This window comes from Methanoculleus sp. DTU007, from assembly GCF_001512385.1.
Classification (GTDB): Archaea; Halobacteriota; Methanomicrobia; order Methanomicrobiales; family Methanoculleaceae; genus Methanoculleus; species Methanoculleus thermophilus.
The window spans coordinates 875-3,672 of sequence record NZ_LFRO01000047.1; the positions used below are offsets into that span (position 1 = coordinate 875).

General features: G+C 61.2%; 4 protein-coding genes. 3 read left to right on the top strand and 1 reads right to left on the bottom strand.

Going from position 1 to position 2,798, the window contains the following annotated elements:
- Window positions 1–383 (bottom strand): tetratricopeptide repeat protein (locus tag ACI94_RS05540; protein WP_286681189.1); only part of this gene is annotated, 383 nt, incomplete at its 3' end.
- Window positions 384–580: 197 nt separating this feature from the next.
- On the opposite strand from ACI94_RS05540, the gene radC reads away from it, so the two are divergent.
- The 3 genes from radC to ACI94_RS05555 form a co-directional block, all read left to right on the top strand.
- The gene (gene radC / locus ACI94_RS05545; protein ID WP_273258497.1) at window positions 581–1,249 is read left to right on the top strand and encodes a DNA repair protein RadC; all 669 of its coding nucleotides are present in this window, start codon (window positions 581–583) and stop codon (window positions 1,247–1,249) included.
- 167 nt (window positions 1,250–1,416) lie between these two features.
- A complete protein-coding gene (locus tag ACI94_RS05550) occupies window positions 1,417–2,082 on the top strand; it encodes a YIP1 family protein (protein ID WP_273259182.1) in 666 nt (221 codons plus the stop codon).
- A gap of 7 nt (window positions 2,083–2,089) precedes the next feature.
- Window positions 2,090–2,798 (top strand): CARDB domain-containing protein (locus ACI94_RS05555; RefSeq protein ID WP_286681190.1); only part of this gene is annotated, 709 nt, incomplete at its 3' end.

Consider the following 2,798-nt stretch of genomic DNA (forward strand, 5'->3'; position numbering starts at 1 on the left):
GACGTCCGCCCGAGCTTTCGGAGAGCGTGCCCTCGGATGAGCCAGGCGCCCGTGGAGTCGGGTGCAAGTTCCACGGCCCGGCCACAGTACTCGGCCGCCTCCCGGTACCGCCCAAGGCTGTAGAGCGCCTCTCCCCCGGCATACCAGAAGCGGGCAGAGGTCGGGTCGATCCTGACGGTCTGGTCGAAACAATTGACTGCTTCCCGGTAACGCCCGATCGCCATGAGGGCCCGTCCCTTGCAGTAACGGGCAATGGCGGCGCCGAGATCCAGGGCGATTGCCCGGTTGTAGCACTCGATGGCCCGATCGTACTGCCCCTGCTCGCAGTAGGTCCGCCCCCGCCTGCACCAGACATCCACGCTGTTCTTCCAGGGAAGCTCCATTGGGTGATGAATAGCAGTCCATAAGAAAAAGCGTTTCGATCGTATCGGTGGCCTTTCTTTCGTCCTGGCGAAAAACCGATCGCTTCAGTTCATTCGCGGTCGAGCCAGAACTCTCTCGTCCTCCCGGATCCGTATGGCAACCTATACATGCTCCCGGGAGCAAAACGGGATTTACAACCCTCCCGGATCTGAGTACCATGAGGAAGATGCGCGATATACCGGACCGCGATCGTCCCCGCGAGAAACTGGCCAAACGGGGACCGCAGGCGCTCACCGATACCGAACTGATCGCCCTCCTCCTTGGGCGTGGCACGAAGGGGCGGGACGTCTCGGAGGTTGCGGGCGACGTCGAGCGTTACCTCCGGGGGACCGGGGGCAAGCCGTCGTACGAGGCCCTCCTTGCGATCGGCGGGATCGGATCAGCAAAGGCATGTGAGATCATGGCCTGCTTCGAGCTCGGGCGGCGCTATTTCGGCGACGACGACGTCACCGGAACCCGGATCACCCGCCCCGAAGACGTCATCCCGCTCGTTTCCGAGTGGCGGGATAAGAAGCAGGAGTACTTCATCTCTCTTACTCTCAACGGTGCCGGAGAGGTGATCGAGCGCCGGATCGTCACCGTCGGGATCTTAAACCAGAGCCTCGTCCATCCCCGGGAGGTCTTTGCCGACGCAATCACCGACCGGGCCGCCTCGGTCATCCTGGTCCACAATCACCCGTCCGGCACGCTCGATCCCTCTGTCCAGGATCTCGGGATCACCCGGCAGCTCGTCGAGGCGGGGTCGATCCTCGGCATCCGGGTCCTCGACCACATCATCGTCACGAAGCGGGGGTATGTCAGCCTCAAAGAACTCGGGCACCTCTAACCTTTACGCCGCCCCATCCCCTCCCCGACCGTTCCTGCACGGGATTGGATGACCTTTTGCCCGAATTTTCTTAAATCATGGTAATTTTTCTGAAATTTCGAAGATAATCTATCTTCCTTCCCCTCGGGATCCAATAAGGTTTATCTCCCCTCGTCAGCCAAAAGTATGTGAGGCAGACATACATGGACAGTGGTTTTCTCCGGGTGCTGCTCGAACCCGGACGTTTCTTTCAAGAGCGTATGCGGGGTGAGCCGGGCCTGAAGATACCGGCATTGATCGCGCTTGTCATCGGGATTATCGGTGCGGTCAGCGCTGCCATCTCGGCAAACGCGCTGACCGAGGGCCTCCCCCCGGACATGCAGGTCTTCGGGTTGGCGGGGGTTGCCTTCGCTGTGGCCAGCGGCATCATCGGGGGACTCATCACCTGGGTTGCCTTCGGTATCGTCTTCTATATCATCTCGATGGTCTTTATGGGGGATGGAGACTTTAAGCGGACGCTGGAGTTCACGGGCTACGGGCTCATCCCCCAGGTCTTTGGGGGCATCATCGGGGCGATCTTCTCCTACCAGATCGTATCGAATCTCTCGGTCCCGATTATCTCGAGACCCGAGGATATCGCGGTGCTTGTGGAGAGCGTCACAACCGGCATGCTGAGCGACCCCCTCACGCCGATCTCCGGGATCGTCGGCATCCTCTTTTTGATCTGGAGCGCAAACATCTGGATCTTCGGCATGAAGTACGCACGGAATCTCTCCACGCGAAACGCGGTCCTCACCGTCGGGATACCCGTCGGGCTCTATATCCTCGTCAACCTTGTCACGCTCATCGGATAGGTGTACTATGAAACCTCTCTACATCGCAATTATCTCAATCTTCTGCATCGTCGCAGCACTCACCGGACCGGCCGGCGCCGCTTCGGCAGATGTCACCGTGGTCTCCTCCACGCTCGACCCGCAGGTCCTGATGAAAGGGGATACCGGGACGCTCACGATCGTGATCCAGAACACCGGTTCCGAGACAGTCTCCATCAAGAGCGCCCGGCTCTACGGCAACGGTGTCGTGCCCTTAAGCGAGCCTTACCTCGCGGTCGGGGACCTCGGCGCCGGGAACAGCAAGACGTTCACCTTCACCGTCCGGGCGGACGGGGGCGAGGGAACGTTCTACCCGCAGTTCGTCCTTGACTTCCGCAACGAGGGCAACCTGCGCTATCCGGTCCCCGTCCAGGTCGAGAATACGCCGCTCAGCGTATCCGTGGTCGAAAGACCGGACGCCTTCTCCGAGTCCCGGACGGCCGATATCACCGTCCGGGTCGGGAACCCCCGCCCGAACGCCGCCTCCGGCGTCCAGGTGATCCCGCTGGGAACGGGCTTTACCGTCACCCCGACCAGCGGGTTCATCGGGACCCTCGCCTCTGACGCCTCCGGGACGGTCACGTTCAACCTGACCCCGACTGCCGAGATGGACGTCACGTTCCAGGTGGTCTGGCGCAACGGCATCAACACCCACACGACAGATCTCGTGCTCCCGGTGGTCTTTGGCGAGGACAAGA